At 65.0% G+C, this 5,503-nt stretch carries 6 protein-coding genes and 1 pseudogene; 3 read left to right on the forward strand and 4 right to left on the reverse strand.

All coding sequences use genetic code 11. The features are described 5' to 3' along the window. From RMN84_RS03805 to RMN84_RS03820, 4 genes and pseudogenes are all read right to left on the reverse strand, one after another. Nucleotides 1-1,113 (reverse strand): carboxyl transferase domain-containing protein (locus RMN84_RS03805; protein WP_309610879.1); only part of this gene is annotated, 1,113 nt, incomplete at its 3' end. Beyond that, nucleotides 1,110-1,493: pseudogene (locus RMN84_RS03810) on the reverse strand (DUF3237 domain-containing protein); the annotation flags it as partial. The pseudogene RMN84_RS03810 and the gene RMN84_RS03805, both read right to left, overlap by 4 nt. 70 nt (nt 1,494-1,563) lie before the next feature. Then, complete coding sequence (locus tag RMN84_RS03815) at nt 1,564-1,884, reverse strand: hypothetical protein (RefSeq protein ID WP_309610880.1); 321 nt, start codon at nt 1,882-1,884, stop codon at nt 1,564-1,566. Nucleotides 1,885-1,910: 26 nt separating this feature from the next. Continuing rightward, the gene (locus RMN84_RS03820; protein ID WP_309610881.1) at nt 1,911-3,080 is read right to left on the reverse strand and encodes an acyl-CoA dehydrogenase family protein; all 1,170 of its coding nucleotides are present in this window, start codon (nt 3,078-3,080) and stop codon (nt 1,911-1,913) included. A gap of 103 nt (nt 3,081-3,183) precedes the next feature. Here RMN84_RS03820 and RMN84_RS03825 point away from each other — a divergent pair, with 103 nt between their 5' ends. The 3 genes from RMN84_RS03825 (at nt 3,184) to RMN84_RS03835 (ending at nt 5,480) form a co-directional block, all read left to right on the forward strand. Further along, nucleotides 3,184-4,368: an acetyl-CoA C-acyltransferase gene (locus RMN84_RS03825; protein WP_309610882.1), complete on the forward strand. Its 1,185-nt coding sequence runs from the start codon at nt 3,184-3,186 to the stop codon at nt 4,366-4,368. A 94-nt stretch (nt 4,369-4,462) separates the two neighbouring features. Next, nucleotides 4,463-4,906: a hypothetical protein gene (locus tag RMN84_RS03830; RefSeq protein WP_309610883.1), complete on the forward strand. Its 444-nt coding sequence runs from the start codon at nt 4,463-4,465 to the stop codon at nt 4,904-4,906. A 190-nt stretch (nt 4,907-5,096) separates the two neighbouring features. Further along, a complete protein-coding gene (locus RMN84_RS03835; RefSeq protein WP_309610884.1) occupies nt 5,097-5,480 on the forward strand; it encodes a hypothetical protein in 384 nt (127 codons plus the stop codon). Nucleotides 5,481-5,503 lie beyond the last annotated feature (23 nt).

Raw genomic sequence — 5,503 nt, forward strand, 5'->3', positions numbered from 1 at the left:
GGGGATGCGGCGCTGGCAGGCGAGTTCGATGAAGTGGGCGCCCTTCTGCGCGCTTTCGGAGAAGAGGATGCCGTTGTTGGCGAGGATCGCGACCGGTATCCCCCAAATATGGGCGAAGCCGCAGACGAGGCTTGCGCCGTAGAGCGATTTGAATTCGTGGAACTCGGATCCGTCAACGAGGCGGGCGATGATTTCGTGCACGTCATAGGGGGCGCGGACGTCCTCGGGGATGAGGCTGTAGAGTTCATCGGAGTCGAAGCGCGGCGGGCGCGGTTCCGTGAGCTCGATCCCGGCCCCCGTCTCGCTGCCGAGATGCGAGACGATGTCGCGGACGATGGTCAGGGCGTGCTCGTCATTCTCGGCGAGGTGATCGACCACGCCCGACTTGCGCGCATGGAGGTCGCCGCCGCCGAGCTCCTCGGCACTGATGATCTCGCCGGTTGCGGCTTTCACCAGCGGCGGGCCGGCGAGGAAAATCGTGCCCTGTTCGCGGACGATGACGCTTTCGTCCGACATCGCCGGGACATAGGCGCCGCCGGCGGTGCAGCTGCCCATGACGCAGGCGATCTGGGGGATGCCCTTGGCCGACATTTGCGCCTGATTGTAGAAGATGCGGCCGAAGTGATCGCGGTCGGGGAAGACCTCGGCCTGGTGCGGCAAGTTGGCGCCGCCGGAGTCGACCAGATAGACGCACGGCAGGCGGTTGGCCTCGGCGATCTCCTGCGCGCGCAGATGCTTCTTGACCGTCAGCGGGTAGTAGGTGCCGCCCTTCACCGTGGCATCGTTGCAGACGATCATTACCTGGCGGCCGGACACGCGGCCGATGCCGGCGATCACTCCCGCGCCCGGCACCTCACCGTCGTAAAGATCGTTGGCGGCGAGCTGGCCGATTTCGAGGAACGGCGAGCCGGGGTCGAGCAGCCGTTCGACGCGGTCGCGGGGAAGCAGTTTGCCGCGCGCGGTGTGGCGGTCGCGCGCTTTTTCGGTGCCACCGAGCGCGGCGGTAGCGACGTCGGCGCGGAGGCGTGCCGCCAGCGCGCGGTTGTGGGTAGCGCGGGCTTGAGCTTCGGGACTGGAAAGGTCGATCGCAGACGTCAGTCGTTGGCCGCTCATCGACTGGCGCCATCGGCGAAGGACAGGCGATATTCCGGGCCGGCCGGGGTTTGCTCGCCGACTCCGACGAGCGCCGCGCCGTCGAGCCAGGCATAGCGTTCATCGCCACAGCCGATGATGGCATGAACCTTGATGGCATGGCTGCCAGCGTGCAACTGCTCGCCCCGACCGAACGCCGCCAATGCCTCGGGGGTGCCGGTCAATTCGCCGGTGTAGGCGAGCGTCATGAAGGCATCGTCGTCGGTGTGGAGCGTGAGGCGGACGTCGATCGCGAGGCTGTCGTCGGCGCGGCGGACGAACCAGTCCTCGCCGCCGAGCACGGTCGCGGCGACGCGCTCGCCCTCGAGTCGGCCGCCGCCGATGAACGCCACGCCGCGATGGCCGTCCGGGCCGGGGCGATCGGCAGGGTTTCGTCGAAATCGACCTCGAGAGTCAGGGTGGCGAAGGGGGTCAAGACCAGCTTCCGATCAGCGCGGCGAGCCCCGCACCCGACAGCGATGGCCAACCGACATGCTTGCCGCGCGAGGCCATGAGCGAGAATGTTCCGACGACGAGCCAGAACCCGCCGAGCACCGCCTTGAGGCCGCCCGCCACGCCTGGCCACGCCACGACAACCGCGTTCGAAAGCATGAAAATGCTGGTCAGATGCCAGGCCGATCGCAATACGCTTCGGCTCCGGCGGTTGGCCATCACGCCCTCATTCATCGCCAGCAGCGGTTTGAGGAGACGCTGTTCACCCGCCCCCGAATGTATGACGGCAGTGATCGTCATCAACGCGGCACTAATCCAATACCAGATCATGACCCCGCCCCGATCAATTCCCGCCCGATCAGCATTCGCCGGATCTCGTTGGTCCCGGCGCCGATGTCGAGCAGCTTGGCGTCGCGCAGGAAGCGTTCGACCGGCCAGTCTTTCGTATAGCCCGCGCCGCCGAGCGCCTGGATTGCTTCGCCGGCGACCTTGAACGCGGATTCGCTCGCCAGGAGGATCGCGCCGGCGGCGTCGAAGCGGGTCGTCTTCCCGGCGTCGCAATTCTTGGCCACCGCATAGACATAGGCGCGGGCGGAGTTGAGCGCGACGTACATGTCGGCGATCTTGCCCTGCATCAGCTGGAATCCGCCGATTGCCGTCCCGAACTGCTTGCGCTCGCGAACGAAGGGGATGACGACGTCGAGGCACGCCTGCATGATACCGAGCTGGATCCCGGCGAGGACGGTGCGTTCGTAATCCAGCCCGCTCATCAACACGCCCACGCCGCCATTTTCGGGGCCCATGACCTGTTCGTCGGCGACGAAGCAATCTTCGAAAACCAACTCCGACGTGGGCGAGCCGCGCATGCCCATCTTGTCGATCTTCTGGCCGATCGAGAAGCCGGCCATGCCCTTTTCGATCAGGAACGTGGTGATGCCGCGGCTGGGCTTGTCACCCGCCCCGCCGGTCTTGGCATAGACCACGAGGACGTCGGCATAGGCGCCGTTGGTGATCCAGAATTTGGTGCCGTTGAGGCGATAGCCGCCAGCGACCTTCTCGGCGCGCAGCTTCATCGAGACAACGTCGGAGCCCGCCCCGGCCTCACTCATCGCCAGCGCTCCGACATGCTCGCCGCTGATCAGCCTGGGGAGATAGGCGCGCTTCTGCTCGGCATTGGCCCAGCGGCGGATCTGATTGACGCACAGGTTTGAGTGGGCGCCGTAACTAAGGCCCACCGAGGCCGAGGCCCGGGCAACCTCTTCCTGCGCGACGACATGCTCGAGATAGCCAAGCCCGAGTCCGCCCCATTCCTCCTCGACCGTGATCCCGTGCAGGCCGAGCGCGCCCATCTGTGGCCACAGCTCGATCGGGAAGCGGTCGGCGGCGTCGATCTCGGCGGCCAACGGGGCAACCTTGTCGGTCGCGAAGCGCTGGGTCGAATCGCGGATCGTGTCGGCCATTTCGCCAAGGTTAAAGTCGAAGTCCGTCGCGGACATTAGTTTCTCCTGTAAGCAACCCGGCTAGCAGAGCGCAAAGCATTTGAACAAGCTTTGCGAGAAGCTTATGTGCGGTGCAACAATCACCCAGGAGTGCTGCCCCTTGGCCACCGACCCGATCGTCATCCTCTCGACCGCACGCACGCCGATGGGCGCGATGCAGGGATGTCTAGCCGATGCGAGCGCAACTGACTTGGGCGCGACTGCGGTGCGCGCGGCGGTCGAGCGGGCGGGCGTCGACAGCGCCAAGATCGATCGCATCTACATGGGCTGCGTCCTCCCCGCCGGGCTCGGCCAGGCCCCGGCGCGACAGGCGGCGATCAAGGCCGGGCTGCCCAAGTCGGTCCAGGCGACGACCGTCAACAAGGTGTGCGGATCGGGCATGCAGACGGTGATCATGGGGGCTGAGGCGCTGATGGCGGGGAACGCCGACCTGATCGTGGCAGGAGGCATGGAGTCGATGACCAACGCGCCCTATTTGCTCAAGAAGCACCGCGCCGGCGCGCGGATCGGCCATGACGTCGCATATGACCATATGTTCCTCGACGGGCTTGAGGATGCCTATGAAGCGGGCCGCGCGATGGGCAGCTTCGCCCAAGCAACCGCCGACGACTATCAGCTAACGCGCGAGAATATGGACGAATTCACGCTCGCGTCGCTTACCCGTGCCAAGGCGGCAATCGATAGCGGGGCGTTCAAGACCGAGATCGTCGCGGTGACGATGAAAGGCCGCAAGGGCGACGTGTCGGTCGATACCGACGAGGCGCCGAGCCGCGCCATGCCCGACAAGATTCCGACGCTGAAACCCGCCTTCGCCAAGGATGGTACGATCACTGCGGCGACGTCGTCGTCGATCTCCGACGGTGCGGCGGCGGTCGTGCTGATGCGCGAGAGCGATGCGACCGCGCAGGGCCTGACGCCGGTCGCGCGGATCGTCGCCACTGCCGCCCACGCGCGCGAGCCGAGTGAATTCACCATCGCCCCGGTCGGCGCAATCGAGAAATTGCTGAAGAAGGCCGGCTGGAGCGTCGGCGACGTCGATCTGTGGGAAGTGAACGAGGCGTTCGCCTGCGTCGCGATGTTCGCGATGAAGGACCTCGGCATCCCGCACGACAAGATCAACGTCAACGGCGGCGCGACCGCACTCGGCCACCCGATCGGCGCGAGCGGCACGCGGATCCTGGTGACGCTGGTCAACGCACTCAAGAACCAGGGCAAGACCCGCGGCGTCGCGAGCCTGTGCATCGGCGGCGGCGAGGCGACGGCGATGGCGGTGGAGCTGGTTTAGCCGCACCGATCATTCCCCGTGCGAAATGGATTCGCAACCCGGGTCAAGCGATGATAACCATCCCCTCGCCAACCAATCGCAGGGGAGAAGATCGATGCGCTTGCTGACCCTTTCCATCGCCGTGATCGCACTGGCCGCGTGCCAGAAGACCACGACCACGACGACCACGACGAACGAGGCCGCCAACACGACCGATATCAATGTCGTCGACGCCAACATGACCAATGCCAGCGCCCCGGCGGCGGCGCTGACGACGCTCAATGAAACCTCATGGGAGTTCAACCAGAAGGGCAAGGACGTGCAAGAGTCGGTCGACGCGACCGGCAAGTATATCACTGTGTCGGGCAAGGAGCATATCGACCATGGCACCGCCGTCATGAAGGACGGGAAGGGCTGCCACACCAGCGCGATGAACAAGGACGGCGAGGTCTGCTGGACCGACCCGCTGATCGCCGAGGGTGGCAGCGGCGTCACGGTCAGTGACAAGGGCGAGAAGTTACCGATCAAGCGGATCGCATACGTGCCGCACACGATGTAATGCTCGCGGCGGCCGGTGCCATGTGGGCGCTGGCCGCTGACGGGTTTCAGCGAGGTGGTATGGCTCGGTAAGGCATCATGCCTGCTCTCAAGCACGCACCGATAAGCGTCTAATTTGTTATTGATCGTTACATGGTTAACTAACGTAAATTCTGTTATTTCGCTCGCTCCACCCAAGAGGGAGAGAGTCGATGCGGATGGCAATCGGAACAGTGGCGGCGATGGTGTTAATCGCGAGCAGCGCGGCGCTGGCCAAACCCATGCACAAAATGGCGCACCATGCGGCGTTCCAGCTCAACGCGACCAGCTGGACATTTACCGACAAGAACGGCGACATGCAGGAGTCGATCGGGCCCAAGGGCGATTATGTCACGCACTCCGGCGCCAAGCATGTCGACCATGGCACGGCCGTGATGAAGGGCGGCAAGGCCTGCTTCACCAGCGCGATGACCAAGGACGGCGAGAATTGCTGGACTACCAAGCCGACCGCAATCGGTGCGACGATGGCGACGGTCAACGACAAGGGCGACAAGCTTGACGTCACGCGGGTGAAGTACACGCCGCCAAAGATGTGATCGTCGCTCCAGTGTCGGCAGGG

The sequence above is a fragment of the Sphingomonas sp. genome (assembly GCF_031380695.1).
GTDB lineage: Bacteria > Pseudomonadota > Alphaproteobacteria > Sphingomonadales > Sphingomonadaceae > Sphingomicrobium.

Coding starts and splice junctions, on each gene's coding strand:
- RMN84_RS03815 (WP_309610880.1), bottom strand. CDS start 1,884: ATGACGATCACTGCCGTCATACATTCGGGGGCGGGTGAACAGCGTCTC.
- RMN84_RS03820 (WP_309610881.1), bottom strand. CDS start 3,080: ATGTCCGCGACGGACTTCGACTTTAACCTTGGCGAAATGGCCGACACG.
- RMN84_RS03830 (WP_309610883.1), top strand. CDS start 4,463: ATGCGCTTGCTGACCCTTTCCATCGCCGTGATCGCACTGGCCGCGTGC.
- RMN84_RS03835 (WP_309610884.1), top strand. CDS start 5,097: ATGCGGATGGCAATCGGAACAGTGGCGGCGATGGTGTTAATCGCGAGC.